This window comes from Micromonospora sp. NPDC000207, from assembly GCF_040300925.1.
Taxonomy (GTDB): Bacteria; Actinomycetota; Actinomycetes; order Mycobacteriales; family Micromonosporaceae; genus Micromonospora.
In genome coordinates, this window is the sequence record NZ_JBEPEQ010000115.1 from 1 (window position 1) to 17,535 (window position 17,535).

Genomic DNA, 17,535 nt, shown 5'->3' on the forward strand with positions numbered 1-17,535 from the left:
GTCGGCGCGGGCCCGGTCGGCGCAGACCGCCTCCCAGGCGTTGCCCCGGGCGGTCCGTACCCGCCCCTCGCCGACCACTGCCCGTTCCAGCGTGTGCACCACACCCACGGCGAGCGACGCGACGGTCCGGGAGACGGTGGTCAGCGGCTTTTCGGCGGTCATCTCACACCCCGTACGAGGATCGTTTCGGCGGTGGGCAGGCACGGTACGAGTCTGCCCGAACCCGATGCTGCCGGGCGTACGTTTCACAGCGGTGACCGGCGGATCAACTGTCCTTCGCCGGCCCCGCTCTGACCAGGGGCACCCGGCCTTGATCTTCGTCACACCATCGACGACTCCGCTTCGCGCTGCGAGGTCGGCCGTCGTTGGCGATGATGGTCGGAGGTGATGGGTGGTGGTTGCGTGACTGTCACACCGGTTGCCGGAGGGCGCTCCCGGCCGTGCTCGGGCGTGACGTTCGTCGATGGAGGTGGTGGCGCTGTGTGACCCCACGTTCACCGGAGGTCGGTCATTATGCCCCAGCCCGTCTCGTGAGTAGCGCCATACCCCCGGCACGTGTCGCCAGGTGGCGCCGCCTAGCATCGGCCCATGACGCCCGGAGAGGGAGGTCCGTTGGTGACTGCTGACCATGCACACGCGGAGGGGGACGGAGCCGCTGCGGCTCCCGCGAGCGTGCTCGACGAGATCCTGGCCGGTGTCCGTGAGGACGTGGCTCGTCGGCAGGAGCAGGTTCCGCTGGAGCGGATCCGTGAACTGGCCGCCGCCGCACCGCCGCCGCTGGACGCCTACGCGGCGCTGCGTCAGCCCGGGGTGGCGGTGATCGCCGAGGTCAAGCGCTCCTCGCCGTCGAAGGGGCGGCTCGCGGAGATCGCCGACCCGGCCGACCTGGCCGGCCAGTACGCCTCCGGCGGCGCGCGGGTGATCAGCGTGCTGACCGAGGGCCGGTGGTTCGGAGGTTCCCTGGACGACCTGGCCGCAGTGCGGGCCGCCGTCCGGGTGCCGGTGCTGCGCAAGGACTTCGTGGTCTCCAGCTACCAGATCCACGAGGCCCGTGCCCACGGTGCCGACCTGGTCCTGCTCATCGTCGCCGCCCTGGAGCAGAACGTTCTCGTCGGGCTCCTGGAGCGGATCGAGTCCCTGGGGATGACGGCGCTGGTCGAGGTGCACACCGAGGAGGAGGCCGACCGGGCCCTGGAGGCGGGTGCACAGGTCATCGGGGTGAACGCCCGGGATCTGCGTACGCTTCAGGTCGACCGGTCCGTTTTCGAGCGGATCGCCCCCGGCCTGCCGAGCAGCGTCGTCAAGATTGCCGAGTCGGGGGTCCGGGGTCCGCACGACCTCATCCGGTACGCCTCGGCCGGTGCCGACGCGGTCCTGGTGGGCGAGGGACTGGTCACCCAGAAGAGCCCACGCGAGGCGGTGGCCGAACTGGTCAACGCCGGCAACCACCCGGCCACGCCCCGGCCGGTGCGCTGACGCCGACCGGGTCCGGCCGCACCGGACCCGGTCGACGCACCACGGAGAGGATCACCCGATGAACGCCGCCGCCTCGGCGCAGCCGAGCCCCGACTCCGGCTCCCCGCAACCAGACGCCGCCGGCCACTTCGGCCGCTTCGGCGGGCGGTTCGTGCCGGAGGCGCTGGTCGCGGCGCTCGACGAACTGGGCGAGGCGCACCGGACGGCGATGGCCGACGAGGCGTTCCAGAAGGAGTTCACCGGGCTGCTGCGCGACTACGCCGGCACCCCCTCGCTGCTCTACACCGCCGAGCGGTTCTCCGCCGAGGCCGGGGCGAAGGTGCTGCTCAAGCGGGAGGACCTCAACCACACCGGGGCGCACAAGGTGCGCAACGTCCTCGGTCAGGCGCTGCTGACCCGGCGGATGGGCAAGCGACGGGTGATCGCCGAGACCGGGGCGGGGCAGCACGGGGTGGCCACCGCCACCGCCGCCGCCCTGTTCGACCTCGAGTGCGTGGTCTACATGGGCGAGGTGGACACCGAGCGGCAGGCGCTCAACGTGGCCCGGATGCGGATGCTCGGTGCCACAGTCGTGCCGGTCACCACCGGGTCGCGGACGCTGAAGGACGCGATGAACGAGGCGATGCGGGACTGGGTCGCCCACGTCGACGACACCCACTACCTCATCGGTACGGCCGCCGGCCCGCACCCGTTCCCCACGCTGGTCCGCGACTTCGTCCGGGGCATCGGCGACGAGGCCCGCAGTCAGTGCCTCGACCTGACCGGCGGCCTGCCGGACGCGGTGACTGCCTGCGTCGGCGGCGGCTCCAACGCACTCGGTATCTTCCACGCCTTCGTCGGCGACCCCGCTGTGCGGCTCTACGGCTTCGAGGCCGGCGGGGACGGGGTCGACACCGACCGGCACGCGGCGAGCATCACCGGCGGCAGTTCCGGGGTGCTGCACGGCTCCCGGACCTACGTCCTGCAGGACGCCGACGGGCAGACGGTCGAGTCGCACTCCATCTCCGCCGGGCTCGACTACCCGGGGGTCGGGCCGGAGCACGCCTGGCTGCACGACACCGGCCGGGCGACGTACCTGCCGGTGACCGACAGGGAGGCGATGGCCGCGTTCGAACTGCTCTGCCGGACCGAGGGGATCATCCCCGCGATCGAGAGCGCGCACGCCCTGGCCGGCACCCTCAAGATCGCCCCGAAGCTCGCCGCCGACCTGGGCCGGGAGCCGACAGTGGTGGTCAACCTCTCCGGCCGGGGCGACAAGGACGTCCACACCGCCGGCGAGTACTTCGGCATTCTCGACGGTGAGGGGGCGGCGTGAGCGAGTCGCGCGAGCGAACCATTTCTGTCGCGGTCCACGGCGACGCCGATCGCAGTGAGGTGGCGGTGTGAGCGAGTTGCGCGAGCGAACCATTTCTGTCGCGGTCCACGGCGACGCCGATCGCAGTGAGGTGGCGGTGTGAGCCGGATCGGGGTGGCGTTCGACAAGGCCCGGGCCGACGGGCGGGCCGTCCTGGTCGGCTGCATGCCGGCCGGGTTCCCCACCGTCGAGGGCAGCATCGCGGCGATGACCGCGATGGTCGAGGCCGGCGTCGACGTGATCGAGGTGGAGATCCCGTACTCCGACCCGGTGATGGACGGACCGGTCATCCAGAAGGCCAGCGACATCGCCCTCGCCGGTGGCGTCCGGGTCCGGGACACCCTGCGCATCGTCGAGGCGGTGGCGGCCACCGGCGCGCCGGTGGTCACCATGACCTACTGGAACCCCGTCGAGCAGTACGGGGTGGACGCCTTCGCCCGCGACCTCGCCGCAGCCGGTGGCACCGGGCTGATCACGCCCGACCTGATCCCGGAGGAGGCCGCCGAGTGGCTGGCCGCCTCGGACGCCCACCAGCTCGACCGGACCTTCCTGGTCTCCCCGTCCTCCACCGACGCCCGACTGGCGATGACGGTGGGGCACTGCCGGGGCTTCGTCTACGCCACAGCGTTGATGGGAGTCACCGGGGCCCGTGAGCAGACCTCGTCGTCGGCGCCGGCCCTGGTCTCCCGGGTCCGCGCGGTGACCGACCTGCCCGTCGGGGTGGGGCTGGGCGTGGGCACCGGGGCGCAGGCCGCGGCGGTGGCCGGGTACGCCGACGGGGTCATCGTCGGCAGCGCCCTGATCCGGTGTGTCCTCGACGCCCCGGACCCGGCTGCCGGCCTGGCCGCGTTGCGCGCCCTCAGCGCCGACCTGGCCGAGGGAGTCCGCAACCCGCAGTCCTGACGGACCGGGGTGCCGCCAGGGTGCCGGGCGGCGGTAGCGTGTGCATCCGTGACCGTCGTCTCGCTGAGTCCCCAAGCGGCCCTACCCAGCCCCAGCACCGCCGTCTGGCAGTTGGGTCCGCTGCCGATCCGGGCGTACGCGCTGTGCATCATCATCGGCATCGTCGTGGCCTGCTGGGTCACCGAGCGGCGGCTGCGCCGTCAGGGTGTGGCCCCCGGCGCGGTGCTCGACATCGCCGTGTACGCGGTGCCCGCCGGGATCATCGGCGCCCGGATCTACCACGTGATCACCTCCCCGGAGAAGTACTTCGGCACCGGTGGTGACCCGCTGAAGGCGTTCGCCATCTGGGAGGGCGGCCTGGGCATCTGGGGCGCTGTGGCCGGCGGTGCGGTGGGTGCCTGGTTCGCCGCCAGGCAGCTCGGCATCCCGTTGACGGTGGTGGCCGACGCGGTGGCCCCGGCCCTGCCCCTGGCGCAGGCCGTCGGCCGGATCGGCAACTGGTTCAACAACGAGCTGTACGGCGGCCGGACCACCCTGCCCTGGGGTCTGGAGATCCACCGGATGGACCCGAACGATCCGGGTCGGGCCCTCAGCGACGACCAGGGGCAGCCGATCCTCGAACCGGGGCTCTACCACCCGACCTTCGCGTACGAGGCGTTGTGGAACATCGGCGTCGCCGCAATGGTGTTCGTGGTGGACCGGAAGCTGGGGCTGGGCCGTGGACGGGCGTTCGCCCTCTACGTGATGGGGTACACGGTCGGCCGGTTCTGGATCGAGATGATGCGGACCGACGAGGCCAACACCATCCTCGGTGCCCGGCTCAACGTGTGGACCGCCGCGCTGGTGTTCCTCGGGGCGTTGATCTACTTCCTGCGGGTGCGAGGTCCCCGGGAGTATCTGATCCCGGTCGGGGCGGCCGCCCCGAAGTCGAACCCCACCGGCGGTGACGTCTCCCAGGTCGACCTCTCCGCGAAGGAGGCGGCCAGGTCCGACGCCCCGCAGGGGTACCGGGTCGTCTCCGAGGAGGAGTTCCGCGCGTACCAGGAGACCGGCGGGGCGGATCCGGCAGCCGGGACCGGGGACGGGGCGAGGACCCCGACGGACGGGCGGCCCACCGAGGAGAGCGCCGATCCCGACGACCGCGCCGCCGGTCGCGCCGAACGCGAGAGCTGAGGGACGGGGGCGGCGGCGATGCGTACCGCGGTGGTGGTCGGTGCCGGATTCGGCGGCCTGTCGGTGGCGGGGGCGCTGGCCGGTGCCGGGTGGCAGGTCACCGTCCTGGAGCGGGCCGACCGGTTCCGCCCGGAGCCCACGGCGGTGGTCCTCTGGCCCAACGGGGTACGCGCGCTGCGGGCGTTGGGCCTCGACGCCGCCCTGACGGCGATCTCGACCCCGTTGGCCGACGGCGGGGTCCGCCGCCCCGACGGGCAGTGGCTGGTGCAGCCACGACCTGCCGCACGGGAGCGGACGCCGGTGATCGTGCACCGGGAGGACCTGCACGACGCGTTGGTCGCCGGGCTCGGTGACCGGGTGGAGCTGCGGACCGGGGTGACGGTCCGGACGGTCCGGGTGCAGCCGGGGGAGCGCCCGGTGGTGGAGGACGGTCGGAACACCCTCACCGCCGACCTGGTGGTGGCCGCCGACGGTACGGAGAGCGTCCTGCGGCGGCAGCTCGCCCCCACCGTGAACGTGACCAGTTCGGGGTGCGCCACCTGGGCGGCGGTGATCCCGTGGTACCGGGCGCCGCAGGTGGCAGTCGACAGCCCGATCGGCGGGGAGGTCCTGGGCGCCGGTTACCGGTTCGTGGTGGCCTCGTTGGGTGAGTACGGCTCGACCCAGCGGGGTGGCATCTACTGGGCGGCCACCGCCGCCGGGGCGTCCCGTCCGGAGCCGCCCCCGACCCAGCTGACCCTGCTGCGCCGGTGGTACGCGGGCTGGCCGGCCCCGATCGACGACCTGCTCGCCGCCACCGACCCGGCGGCCCTGGTGCAGCACGAGATCCGGGAACTGCGTCCACTGCCCCGGACGTACTCGTTTCCCTCCGGGCCCGGTGGGGTGGTGCTGCTCGGTGACGCCGCCCACGCCATGCCGCCGCACCTCGGTCAGGGGGCCTGTCTCGCGTTCGAGGACGCGGCCACGTTGCAGAGCCTGGTCCGGGAGATGAGCCTGCCCGACGCGCTCACCGCGTACGACCGGAGCCGTCGGCCCCGCGCGGCGACAGTGGTGCGGCAGACCCGACGGATGTCGGCGGTGCTGCGGACCCGGGGTCGGTTGGCGTTGCGGGCCCGCGACGCCGCCCTGGGTGCCATCACTCCCCGGCTGTGGGGTTCCGCCGCCGAGACCGCCGCCCGGTGGCACCCCCCGAACCAGGGTTAGGGAGCGACGGGGCGGGTTCGGCGAGGCAGGCGGTGCCGACCTGCCGGAATCCGACGCGCCGGTAGACCCGGGCGACCTCCGCGCTGCCGGCGGAGAGGAGGATCACCTCGGTGCCGCCGTCGCGCAGCGCCCGGGCCAGGGCCGCGGTGACCGCCGCGCCCAGGCCCTGCCGTCGGGCCACCGGCAGGGTGGAGACCCCGGCGATCTCGGCGACCGACCCGACCCGGATGGCCATGCCGCTGGCGAGGGCACCCGCCGTGGGCGTCTCGGCCAGGACACAGATCCGGCGACCGTCGGTGATCCGGGCCGCCTCCTCCTCCAGGGCGGCGACGTCCAGCTCGGTGACGGCGGCGTCGCGGGTCTGCGGTCCGGCGTCCCCCGGGGCGGTACCCGCCGCCGAGAAACCCACCGCCGCCACGGCACGCCGGGCGGCGACGTCCCGCACGAAGTCCGGCGTGTCAGGTGTGACCAACCGCACCGGTACGTCGCTGAACGTGACCGGATCGGGTCGGATGTCCGGGTCCAGCACCATCAGTGGTGCCGGCCGGACCCGGAGCCCCGCCGCTCGGGCCACCTCCTGCAACTCCGGGTTCTGTTCGTGCACCCACTCGAAGGCCTCGGGGAGCCCCAGTGACCGTTGTCGGTGACGTACCGTGGTGATGTCGTCCGCCGACACCGGCGCGGTGGTGGCGGGCGCGGGACGGGCGTAGAACGGCCACCCGGGGTCCTCCCGGACGAAGAGGACCAGACCGCCGTGCTCCTCGGCTCGGGCGACGTCGCGGGGGACCGCGTCGTAGAACGTCTCGATTCGGGCGATCAGGGCTGCCGGTGCAGGATCCACGGCGCGAGACTACCGTCTCACCTGTTGGAAGTGTGATCAATCTGCACTGGTCTTGCGCGACAGGCCCTAACGTAGACTCAATAGACCCTCCAGGGCCGACGTCGTCCCGACCGTGATCCAACCTGAGTGACGACAGGAGACCCGGTGGCTTTCCCGTACCCGCTCCCCCAGCAGCCCGCCCCCGCCTCGGCCGGCCTCTACGACCCGGCCCAGGAGCACGACGCGTGTGGCGTGGCCTTCGTGGCGGACCTGCACGGCCGGCGTTCCCACCAGGTCGTCGCGGGCGGTCTCGGGGCGCTCTGCCGCCTCGACCACCGGGGTGCCCGAGGCGCCGAGCCGAACACCGGCGACGGTGCCGGAATCATGATCCAGGTGCCTGACGCCTTCCTCCGCGAGGTGGTGGACTTCCCCCTGCCCCCGGCCGGGGAGTACGTCACGGGTCTGGTCTTCCTCCCCGACGACGACGCCGCGGAGGCCCAGGCCCGGCGGGTCGTCGACAAGTACGCCCTGGTCGAGGGGGCCGACCTGCTCGGTTGGCGGGACGTGCCGACCGAGTCCGGCGGCCTCGGCGAGACCGCCCTGGCCGCGATGCCCCGGGTCCGGCAGGTCTTCCTCGCCGCCCACCGGCTCACCGACACCCCGGACGGCCCGGCCGGTTCCCCGCTGACCGGGATCGACCTGGACCGGGTCGCGTTCTGCCTGCGCAAGCGGGTCGAGCGGGAGACCGCGGAGCGGGGGGTGCCGGCGTACTTCCCGTCGCTGTCCGGTCGGACCATGGTCTACAAGGGCATGCTCACCCCCGACCAGCTGCCGGAGTTCTTCCCCGACCTGACCGACGAGCGGGTGGCCAGCGCCATCGCCCTGGTCCACTCCCGGTTCTCCACAAACACCTTCCCCTCCTGGCCGTTGGCCCACCCGTACCGGTTCATCGCCCACAACGGCGAGATCAACACCATCCGGGGCAACCGGAACTGGATGCAGGCCCGCGAGGCGCTGCTGCGCACCCCGTCGATCCCCGGCAACATCCGTCGCCTCTTCCCGATCTGCACCCCCGCCGCCAGCGACTCGGCCAACTTCGACGAGGTCCTGGAGCTGCTGCACCTGGCCGGGCGGAGCCTGCCGCACGCGGTGCTGATGATGATCCCGGAGGCCTGGGAGAACGACCCGGCCATGCGGCCGGACAAGCGGGCCTTCTACCGCTTCCACGCCAGCATGATGGAGCCCTGGGACGGCCCCGCCTCGGTCGCCTTCACCGACGGTGAGATCGTCGGCGCGGTGCTGGACCGCAACGGGCTGCGGCCGGGCCGCTGGTGGCGGACCGCCGACGGGCTCGTGGTGCTGGGCAGCGAGGCGGGCGTACTCGACCTCGACCCGGCCACCGTGGTCGCCAAGGGGCGGCTGCAGCCCGGCCGGATGTTCCTGGTCGACACGGTCAACGGCCGGATCGTCTCCGACTCCGAGATCAAGGCCGAGCTGGCCGCCGAGCAGCCGTACGCCGACTGGCTGCACGCCGGGCTGATCGAGCTGGACGACCTGCCCGCGCGGGAGCACACCGTCTACACCCACGACTCGGTACGCCGCCGTCAGCAGACGTTCGGCTACACCGACGAGGAGCTGAAGATCCTCCTCGCCCCGATGGCCCGGACCGGGGCCGAGCCGATCGGCTCGATGGGCACCGACACCCCGATCGCCGCCCTGTCCACCCGACCCCGGCTGCTCTACGACTACTTCCACCAGCTCTTCGCCCAGGTGACCAACCCGCCCCTGGACGCCATCCGGGAGGAGCTGGTCACCAGCCTGGCCTCGACCATCGGCCCCGAGGGCAACCTGCTCGACCCGGGGCCGGCGAGCTGCCGACAGATCGTCCTGCCGCACCCGGTGATCGACAACGACGAGCTGGCGAAGATCCTCTCCATCGACGACGACGGTGACCTGCCCGGGTTCAAGGCGGTACGGGTCTCCGGGCTCTACCGGGTCCGCGACGGCGGGGCCGGTATCCGGGCCCGGCTGACCGAGATCTGTCGGCACGTCTCCGAGGCGATCGAGGACGGCGTCCGCATCCTGGTCCTCTCCGACCGGGACTCCAACTCCCGACTCGCCCCCATCCCGTCGCTGCTGCTCACCGCCGCCGTGCACCAGCACCTGGTCCGCGAGCAGACCCGGACCCAGGTGGCGCTCATCGTCGAGTCCGGCGACTGCCGCGAGGTGCACCACGCGGCAGTGCTCATCGGCTACGGTGCCGCCGCGGTCAACCCGTACCTGGCCTTCGAGTCGGTGGAGGACATGATCTCCACGGGCGGGCTGCCCGGGGTGGAGCCGGCCGACGCCGTGCGCAACTACGTCAAGGCGCTCGGCAAGGGCGTTTTGAAGATCATGTCGAAGATGGGCATCTCCACCGTCTCGTCGTACTGCGGGGCGCAGGTTTTCGAAGCCGTCGGCCTGGACAACAGACTCGTCGACAGGTACTTCCGGGGCACCCCCAGCACCATCGGTGGAATCGGCCTGTCCGAGATCCACGCCGAGGTCGCCGCCCGCCACTCCCGTGCCTGGCCCGTTCCCGGCACCGAGGCCCCGACCCGCCTGGAGGTGGGCGGGGAGTACCAGTGGCGTCGCGACGGCGAGGTGCACCTGTTCAACCCGGAGACGGTCTTCCTGCTCCAGCACGCCACCCGCAGCCGCCAGTACGACATCTTCCGCCAGTACACCGCCAAGGTCGACGAGTTGGCCGCCCAGGCCGGCTCGCTCCGGGGTCTGTTCGGCGTCCGTACCGACGTCCGGCCGCCGGTGCCGATCGAGGAGGTCGAACCGGTCAGCGAGATCGTCAAGCGGTTCGCCACCGGTGCCATGTCGTACGGATCGATCTCGGCCGAGGCGCACGAGACCCTCGCCATCGCGATGAACCGCCTCGGCGGCAAGTCCAACACCGGGGAGGGCGGCGAGGACGTCGAGCGGCTGCACGACCCGCAGCGGCGCAGCGCGGTCAAGCAGATCGCCAGCGGCCGGTTCGGGGTGACCAGCGAATACCTGGTCAACGCCGAGGACCTCCAGATCAAGATGGCGCAGGGGGCCAAGCCCGGCGAGGGCGGGCAGCTGCCCGGCAACAAGGTCTGGCCGTGGATCGCCCGGACCCGGCACGCCACCCCCGGCGTCGGCCTGATCTCCCCACCCCCGCACCACGACATCTACTCCATCGAGGACCTCGCCCAACTCGTCCACGACCTCAAGTGCGTCAACCCGGCCGCCCGGGTGCACGTCAAGCTGGTCAGCGAGGTCGGCGTGGGCACCGTCGCGGCCGGGGTGGCCAAGCTCAAGGCCGACGTCATCCTGATCTCCGGCCACGACGGCGGCACCGGGGCGTCCCCGCTGAACTCGCTCAAACACGCCGGCACCCCCTGGGAGCTGGGGTTGGCCGAGGCCCAGCAGACCCTCCTGCTGAACAAGCTGCGCGACCGGGTCACCGTCCAGGTCGACGGCCAGCTCAAGACCGGTCGGGACGTGGTGATCGCGGCGCTGCTCGGCGCGGAGGAGTTCGGCTTCGCCACCGCCCCGCTGATCGTCGCCGGCTGCGTGATGATGCGCGTGTGCCACCTGGACACCTGCCCGGTCGGCATCGCCACCCAGAACCCGGTCCTGCGTGAGCGCTTCACCGGAACGCCCGAGTTCGTGGAGAACTTCTTCCTCTTCCTCGCCGAGGAGGTCCGCGGCTACCTGGCCGAGCTGGGCCTGCGCAGCATCGACGAGGCGATCGGGCAAACCGAACTGCTCGACGTCACCCCGGCCGTGCACCACTGGAAGGCCAAGGGCCTCGACCTGGCCCGGGTGTTGCACCTTCCGGAGCTGCCCGAGGGCGCCTCCCGGCGGGGGACCCGTGCCCAGGACCACGGCCTGGAACTGGCCCTGGACAACGAGTTGATCGCCCTGGCCCAGCCCGCCCTGACCGACCGGGAGCCGGTCCGGGTCGAGGTGGCGGTCCGCAACGAGCACCGCAGCGTCGGTGCCATGCTCGGCGGCGAGGTGACCCGCCGATTCGGCGGTGCCGGCCTGCCCACCGACACCATCGAGTTCGTCCTGCGGGGCACCGCCGGACAGTCGTTCGGCGCGTTCCTGCCCGCCGGGGTCACCCTGCGGCTGCACGGCGACGCCAACGACTACGTCGGCAAGGGGCTCTCCGGCGGTCGGCTGGTGGTCCGCCCCGACGCCGCCGCCCCGTTCACCGCCGGGGACGCCCCGTCGGGGGAGCGCGCCGAGGACCAGATCGTCGCCGGAAACACCATCCTGTACGGGGCGACCGCCGGGGAACTGTTCCTGCGGGGCCGGGTCGGTGAGCGGTTCGCGGTCCGTAACTCGGGAGCGGTGACAGTCGTCGAGGGCGTCGGTGACCACGGCTGCGAGTACATGACCGGGGGGACCGTGGTGGTGCTCGGCCCGACCGGACGTAACTTCGCCGCCGGCATGTCCGGGGGGACCGCGTTCGTGTGGCGGTTGAACGAGCGTCGGGTCAACACCGAGCTGGTCGACCTGGCACCGCTGCGCGACGACGAACGCGTCCACCTGCACGAGCTGGTGCAGAAGCACTTCGCCGAGACCGACTCGGCAGTCGCCGAGGAGCTGCTCAAACGGTGGCCCGAGGCGGTCGAGGAGTTCACGGCTGTGGTCCCCCGGGACTACCGCCGGGTGATGGAGATCATGCGGGCCGCCGAAGCCGCCGGCCAGAACGTCGACGACGCGGTGATGGACGCCCTCACGGCACCGGTCGCGTCGGCAACCCAGACCGCCGCGGCCGCATCGGCTGCGCCGGTGCCGTCCGACGTGCGGACGGTGGCCCAGGAGGTGGCTCGTGCCTGACCCGAACGGTTTCCTGCGCTACGACCGGCGGCTGCCCGACCGCCGACCGGTGCCGGTGCGGATCAGTGACTGGCGTGAGGTGTATCCGCCGGCCGGCGAGGAGCTGATCCGGGAGCAGGCCACCCGGTGCATGGACTGCGGCATCCCGTTCTGCCACGACGGCTGCCCGCTGGGCAACCGCATCCCGGACTGGAACGACCTGGTCCGGACCGGTTCCTGGGAATCGGCGGTGGAGACGCTGCACGCCACGAACAACTTCCCGGAGTTCACCGGTCGGCTCTGCCCGGCCCCCTGCGAGGCGGCCTGCGTGCTCGGCCTGGGCGGTCAGCAGCCCGTCACCATCAAGCAGGTCGAGGTGGAGATCGCCAACGCGGCGGTGGACCGGGATCTGCTGACACCCCGACCGGCACCGGCCCCGACCGGGCGTCGGGTCGCCGTGGTCGGCTCCGGCCCGGCCGGCCTCGCCGCCGCCCAGCAACTGGCCCGTGCCGGTCACGCCGTCACCGTGTTCGAACGCGACGAGGCGATCGGCGGTCTGCTCCGCTTCGGCATCCCCGACTTCAAGCTGGAGAAGGAGCACATCGACCGGCGGCTGGCCCAGATGTCCGCCGAGGGCGTGCAGTTCCGTACCGGTGTCGAGGTCGGCGTGGACGTGACCGCCCGGCAACTCCGCGCGGAGTACGACGCGGTGCTGCTGGCCTGCGGCGCGCTCGCCGGCCGGGACACCCCGGCGACCCCCGGACGGGCGCTGCGCGGGGTGCACCAGGCGATGGCGCACCTGGTCGCGGCGAACAAGGCGGTGGCCGCGGCCGACGGAGGGCAGGCCCCCACCGCCGTGCTGACCGACGGCACCCCGATCGACGCGGCCGGTAAGCACGTGGTCATCATCGGCGGTGGCGACACCGGCGCCGACTGCCTCGGCGTCGCCCACCGGCAGGGTGCAGCCGGGGTGCACCAGCTCGACCTCTACCCGGAGCCGCCGCACGGGCGGGACGCGGCCCGCGACCCGTGGCCGACCTGGCCGTGGGTGCTGCGCAGCTACCCGGCCCACGAGGAGGGCGGCGAGCGGGTCTTCGCCGCCGCGGTGCAGGAGTTCGTCGACGACGGCACCGGCCAGGTGCGGGCGGTCCGGATCGCCGAGGTGACCGTGGAGAAGCGCGAGGGCCAGCGGATCGTCACGCCGGTGCCCGGCTCGGAACGGGAACTGCCAGCGGACCTGGTGCTGTTGGCGATCGGCTTCGAGGGCACCGAACAGCAGCCCCTGCTGGAGCAGTTCGGAGTCACCCGCAACGCCCGGGGTGCCGTCGACGCCCGCCCGGACTGGCAGACCGGGGTCGACGGCGTCTTCGTCGCCGGTGACATGCACCGGGGTGCCTCCCTGATCGTCTGGGCGATCGCCGAGGGACGGGCGGCAGCCGCCGCGATCCACACCCACCTGGGTGGGCACGGCCGCCTCCCGGCCCTGGTCGACCCGGCGAGCCAGCCCCTCGCCGCCCGCTGACCATGGATGGCCTAGCCGGATCGTGTCGGCCCTGACCTTGCCGGCTCTGGCCGTGTCGGCCCTGACCGTGTCGGCCCTGACCGTGTCGGCCCTGACCTTGCCGGCTCTGGGCTTGCGGGTTCTGGGCCTGCCGGCTCCGAGCTAGCGGGCCTTGGGCTTGCGGGCTGTGGGTCTGCTGATCGGGCTGACCTGTGGCCTGTTGGCCTTGGTCGGTTGGCTTTGGTCGGTTGGCCTCGGGCCGGTTTCTGAGTCGATTGGCGTCGGGCTGGCGGTCCTGGGCCGCCCCGGCCCCCGGGGCCGGAGCGAGCGCGAGCAGTGACCGTCGGCCCGTTCCGATCGGCTGCGGCAGGGGGTTGAGGATGCTGCCGGTCGGTGCGCTACCTGCCGATTCGTCGCCAGCCGATGTGCCGTCTCCGTAGCTCGGGTGCGCCCGCCTGCCGGGTCGGTGGGCCGGGGAGGGAAGTGACATCGCAGGGTCAGGACGGTCGGGTCGGGGTCCGGGGTGAAGGTGGGGGTGTGGTCGGGGTGGGCGGTAGGGGTAGGGGGAGGCCGGGCAGACCGTCGAGGCTGGTAGCGACGTGGTCCTTGCCGGTGAAGTAGGCGCTCAACGACTCGTCGTCCTCCCGGGCGAAGCGTCGCCCGTGCAGGTCGCGGTCCGACTCGTAGCGCATCAGGGGTACGGCGTACCCGCAGGTGTCGCGGATGAGGGTGGCCCGGACCACGATGACGGCGCGGAGCCCGTGCCGGCTCGGGTCGAGGTTCGGGAAGTGGGCGAGCAGGCCGGTCCAGCGGGGGTCGTCGCGGAACACGGGTTCGCCCCGGCCGTGGATCCTCACGATGTTCGGCGGGCCGTCGAAGGCGCACCACATCAGCGTGATGCGTGAGTTCTCCCGCAGGTGGGCGATGGTCTCCGCGTTGCTGCCCGCGAAGTCGAGGTACGCCACGGTGTGCTCGTCGACGACGGCGAACGACCCGGTGAGCCCCTTGGGGGAGAGGTTGACGGTGCCGTCAGCGGCCAGGGGTGCGGTGGCCGTGAAGAACAGTGGTTGGGCTTCGATGAACGACCGGAGTCGGCCGGTGATGCTCTCGTAGGTCTTCCCCACGGCACCTCCCGAGGTGGATTGGGCAGGACATCCATCGTCGCACTCAGCTGTTCCATCGATGGAGATGTTTCGATAGCATTACCGCCTGGTAACAACCCGTTCCGGCGGTGCACGTGTCTGCCGGGGACCCACCACCACCCCCTGTCCGTGGAGGTCCGACATGCTCCACCGCCCCCTGGCCCGTGCCCTGTCCACGTTGGCCGTTCTCGCCACCGCCGCCGTCGGCGCGGTGCTCGTACCCGCGTCCGCGCAGGCCGCCGAGCCGGTGCACTACGTAGCACTCGGTGACTCGTACTCCTCCGGGGTCGGGGCCGCTCCGTACGAACCGTCGACCTGTCTGCGCAGCCAGAAGTCGTACGCCCCGCTCTGGGCCGCCGCCAACTCTGTCGCCAGCTTCGGCTTCCCCGCCTGCGCCGGAGCCGTCACCTCCGACGTGATCTCCACACAGGTCGGCTCACTGAGCAGCCGTACCACGATTGTCACCATCACCATCGGGGGCAACGACGCGGGCTTCGTCGACGTCATCACCAGTTGCCGGTTCGGCTCCACCGCCAGCTGCACGAACGCGGTGAACGAGGCCAAGACGTTCGCCACCGGTACGCTCCCCGGCCGACTCGACCGGACGTACGCCGCGATCCGGGACCGTGCCCCGAACGCCCGACTGATCGTGCTCGGCTATCCCCGCCTGTTCGAGACCGGCTCGTGCGGGGCGCTGGCGATGAGTACCCAGAAGCGAACCCTCCTCAACGAGGCCGCCGACACGCTCGCCGTGGTCACCGCCGACCGGGCCCGCGCCGCCGGAGCCACCTTCGCCGACACCCGCCCCCAGTTCGCCGGGCACGGGGTCTGCGGGGCCGAACCGTGGATCCGCGACGTCACCGGGGTGATCGAGGCGTACCACCCGAACGCCGCCGGCTACCGCGACGGCTACCTGCCCGCCCTCACCTCGGTCACCGGCTGACCGGCCCCCCGCCGACGACGGCGTGGCGCTCCCTTGCGGACTGTGCCGGGGTCGCACGGGTCCGTTAGGGTTCGCTGGACCGGTTCGGCAGGGGACAGGGAGAGCGATCGGGTGGGCAGGCTCGCTGCGGCGTACGGACAGGCGGTCATCGCCCACCGGCAGGCCCGGGACCGGTTGGCCGCGGCCCGCCGGGCCTTCGACGACCGGCCGCCGGCGGGGGCGGACGACTGCCGCGACCTGGCGGCCCGGCTGGCCCGCCTCGGTGCCGAACTGGGCACCCCCGCCCCGGGGGCCACCCCGTTGACCAACCGGCCCACCCCGGTCCGCGTCGGTGCGGCGTCCACCCCCGACATCGAGTTCCCCGCGCTGGTGCCGCTCGGCGGGGGACACCACCTGGCGGTCGACGTCGACGCCCGGGACCCCCGCGTCGGTGCCCTGCTGCGCGCCCTCGTCCTACGGCTGCTCGCCACCGCCCCGCCCGGCTCGATCCGGGTGTGGGGGATCGACACCGCAGCCCTGGGCGCGACCTTCGCCCCACTGCGTCCGCTTGTCGACGCGGGGGTGCTCGACCCGCCGGCGACCACCGAGGCGGAGGTGGCGGCCGGTCTCGACGCTGCCGAACGACACGCCCGCGACGCCCGACACACCGACTCCGGTCAGGTGGAGTTGCTGCTGGTGGTGGCCGCGTCGACGCCCGCCCCCCGGGAATCGGCCCGACTCGCCGCCCTCACCCACGCCGGTCCCGCCGCCGCGGTGTGTGTGCTCGTCGCCGGGTATCCGCAGCACCGCGCCGGTGACCCGCCACCTCCACTCGGAAGCACCACGCACCTGCGTCTGGACGACAGGTGGGCGTACGTCGGCGACCCGCCGGGGCAGCCGTACAGCGCCGACGGGAGTGGGCTGGCCGCTCCGGTCCTGCTCGACGGCGACCCCCCGGCCGCCTCGGTGCAGGCGCTCGCCGAGCACCTCGCCGACACCACCCGCCGTCACGGTGCCCTGACCTTCTCCGATCTGCTGCCGACCCGCCGGTGGGCCGAGTCGTCCGGCCCCGGGCTGCGTACCGTCATCGGTCGGGTCCGTCGGGAGCCGGTCACCGTCGCGTTCGACGACGTCACCCCACACTGGCTGGTGGGCGGCCGGACCGGTGCCGGCAAGACGGTGTTCCTCCTCGACGTCCTCTACAGCCTCGCCGCCCGGTACTCCCCGGCCGAGTTGCAGCTCTACCTGCTCGACTTCAAGGAGGGGGTGAGCTTCGCCGAGTTCGTACCCACCGGGCGGGACCCGTCCTGGCTGCCGCACGCCCGCGCGGTCGGTATCGAGTCCGACCGGGAGTACGGCGTGGCGGTCCTGCGCGAACTGCGTCGGGAGCTCAACCGGCGGGCCGCCGCGCTGAAACGGCACGGGGTCACCAAGCTGGCCGACCTGCCCCGCGACGACACCCCGACCCCCCGGATCGTGGCGGTGATCGACGAGTTCCACGTGCTGCTGGCCGGCAACGACGCGGTGGCCCGGGAGGCGGTAGACCTGCTGGAGGAGTTGGCCCGCAAGGGCCGCTCGTACGGCGTACACCTGGTCCTGGCCAGCCAGAGCACCGGCGGCATCGAGGCCCTCTACGGTCGGGCGGAGGCGATCTTCGGGCAGTTCCCGTTGCGGGTCGCGCTGCCTGGCGGCTCCGGGGTGCTCGACCCGATGAACGACGCGGCCGGTGCCCTTCCGATCGGCTCCGCCGTGCTGAACACCGCGGCCGGGGAGGCCGGCGCGGACACGGTGATCCGTTTCCCCGACGCGCACGCCGACGCCGGTGCCCTCGCCGCCCTCCGCCACGACCTGTGGGAGTCCCGGCCGTCGGATTCGCGGCCACCTGCCGTCTTCCGGGGGTACGAGGCGGCTCACGTCGAGGACGACACGACCTTCGCCGGACTGCGTCCCGGGGGTCGCCGGCCGCTCGCGTTGGTCGGGCGGACCGTCGACGTCGACGGCACCACCGCCCTGTTCACGATGGACGCCACCCCGGGACGGCACCTGGCGGTGGTCGGGACCACGGCGACCGGGGCGGACGTGCTGCGGGCGGCGACCCTGAGCCTGGCCCGGCAGCACGCCCCGGGTGACGCCCGGTTCCTGATCGCCCCCCTGGTGGCCGCCGCCGACGAGGCGGCCGACGAGACCGTCGCCGCG

Annotated in this window: 10 protein-coding genes and 2 pseudogenes; 9 read left to right on the plus strand and 3 right to left on the minus strand. The window is 72.7% G+C overall.

The window, feature by feature from the left end; translation table 11 throughout:
* The first annotated feature begins 672 nt into the window (after positions 1 to 672).
* From trpC to ABT336_RS22940, 5 genes are all read left to right on the plus strand, one after another.
* A complete protein-coding gene (gene trpC / locus ABT336_RS22920) occupies positions 673 to 1,476 on the plus strand; it encodes an indole-3-glycerol phosphate synthase TrpC (protein WP_350898921.1) in 804 nt (267 codons plus the stop codon).
* A gap of 58 nt (positions 1,477 to 1,534) precedes the next feature.
* On the plus strand, positions 1,535 to 2,791 hold the full coding sequence (trpB, locus tag ABT336_RS22925; protein ID WP_350898901.1) for a tryptophan synthase subunit beta: 1,257 nt from the start codon (positions 1,535 to 1,537) through the stop codon (positions 2,789 to 2,791).
* A gap of 138 nt (positions 2,792 to 2,929) precedes the next feature.
* Positions 2,930 to 3,733, plus strand: coding sequence for a tryptophan synthase subunit alpha (trpA, locus tag ABT336_RS22930; protein ID WP_350898903.1), 804 nt, complete (start codon positions 2,930 to 2,932; stop codon positions 3,731 to 3,733).
* 48 nt (positions 3,734 to 3,781) lie between these two features.
* On the plus strand, positions 3,782 to 4,906 hold the full coding sequence (gene lgt / locus ABT336_RS22935) for a prolipoprotein diacylglyceryl transferase (RefSeq protein WP_350898905.1): 1,125 nt from the start codon (positions 3,782 to 3,784) through the stop codon (positions 4,904 to 4,906).
* A gap of 18 nt (positions 4,907 to 4,924) precedes the next feature.
* A complete protein-coding gene (locus tag ABT336_RS22940) occupies positions 4,925 to 6,109 on the plus strand; it encodes an FAD-dependent oxidoreductase (RefSeq protein WP_350898907.1) in 1,185 nt (394 codons plus the stop codon).
* On the opposite strand, the gene ABT336_RS22945 is transcribed toward ABT336_RS22940, so the two are convergent.
* Entirely contained in the window at positions 6,042 to 6,950 is a 909-nt protein-coding gene (locus ABT336_RS22945) for a GNAT family N-acetyltransferase (RefSeq protein ID WP_350898909.1), read from the minus strand. The two genes, ABT336_RS22940 and ABT336_RS22945, sit on opposite strands and share 68 nt — an antisense overlap.
* A 144-nt stretch (positions 6,951 to 7,094) precedes the next feature.
* Here ABT336_RS22945 and gltB point away from each other — a divergent pair, with 144 nt between their 5' ends.
* Both gltB and ABT336_RS22955 read left to right on the plus strand, forming a co-directional pair.
* Complete coding sequence (gene gltB / locus ABT336_RS22950; RefSeq protein ID WP_350898911.1) at positions 7,095 to 11,795, plus strand: glutamate synthase large subunit; 4,701 nt, start codon at positions 7,095 to 7,097, stop codon at positions 11,793 to 11,795.
* Positions 11,788 to 13,296, plus strand: a complete 1,509-nt coding sequence (locus ABT336_RS22955; RefSeq protein WP_350898913.1) for a glutamate synthase subunit beta — start codon at positions 11,788 to 11,790, stop codon at positions 13,294 to 13,296. Before gltB ends, ABT336_RS22955 begins: the two co-directional genes overlap by 8 nt.
* A 141-nt stretch (positions 13,297 to 13,437) precedes the next feature.
* Here ABT336_RS22955 and ABT336_RS27595 read toward each other — a convergent pair.
* Both ABT336_RS27595 and ABT336_RS22960 read right to left on the minus strand, forming a co-directional pair.
* Positions 13,438 to 13,905: pseudogene (locus ABT336_RS27595) on the minus strand (hypothetical protein); the annotation flags it as partial.
* Positions 13,818 to 14,399, minus strand: a pseudogene (locus ABT336_RS22960) (pyridoxamine 5'-phosphate oxidase family protein); the annotation flags it as partial. The pseudogenes ABT336_RS22960 and ABT336_RS27595, both read right to left, overlap by 88 nt.
* Positions 14,400 to 14,559: 160 nt before the next feature.
* On the opposite strand from ABT336_RS22960, the gene ABT336_RS22965 reads away from it, so the two are divergent.
* The gene (locus ABT336_RS22965; protein ID WP_350898917.1) at positions 14,560 to 15,360 is read left to right on the plus strand and encodes an SGNH/GDSL hydrolase family protein; all 801 of its coding nucleotides are present in this window, start codon (positions 14,560 to 14,562) and stop codon (positions 15,358 to 15,360) included.
* A 111-nt stretch (positions 15,361 to 15,471) separates the two neighbouring features.
* On the plus strand, positions 15,472 to 17,535 hold a 2,064-nt coding region (locus ABT336_RS22970; protein WP_350898919.1), incomplete at its 3' end, for an FtsK/SpoIIIE domain-containing protein.